Consider the following 510-nt stretch of genomic DNA (forward strand, 5'->3'; position numbering starts at 1 on the left):
AAAACGTAGACATGGTTGAGTGGTCAGATGCTGAACGAAGTGCCATCATTGGCTTGTGGGGAAAGCTCAATCCAGATGAACTCGGACCTCAAGCCCTGGCCAGGTGTCTGATCGTGTATCCCTGGACTCAGAGATATTTCTCCACCTTTGGAAACCTGTCAAGCCCCGCTGCGATCATGGGTAACCCCAAGGTTGCAGGTCACGGGAGGACTGTGATGGGAGGTCTGGAGAGAGCCATCAAGAACATGGATAACATCAAGGCCACCTATGCGGCACTCAGTGTGATGCACTCTGAGAAATTGCACGTGGATCCCGACAACTTCAAGCTTCTGGCTGATTGCATCACCGTGTGCGCTGCCATGAAGTTTGGCCCCTCTGGTTTCAGTGCTGACACCCAGGAGGCCTGGCAGAAGTTTCTGTCTGTCGCCGTTTCCGCTCTGGGCAGACAGTACCACTAGAGTCTCATCACAAAACACCAGCTGTAATGCAGAAGATTGCGGGAGCTGTTCA

The 510-nt window shown here is 52.9% G+C and carries 1 protein-coding gene; it reads left to right on the plus strand.

Annotated elements, in window-relative coordinates; genetic code table 11:
* Positions 1-458: hemoglobin beta-like protein (locus tag BAZ21_RS27545; RefSeq protein ID WP_176718239.1), on the plus strand; the 458-nt coding region annotated here is incomplete at its 5' end.
* Between the last annotated feature and the right edge of the window lie 52 nt (positions 459-510).

Origin of the sequence: Paenibacillus kribbensis, assembly GCF_001705305.1 — a bacterium.
Taxonomy (GTDB): Bacteria; Bacillota; Bacilli; order Paenibacillales; family Paenibacillaceae; genus Paenibacillus; species Paenibacillus kribbensis_B.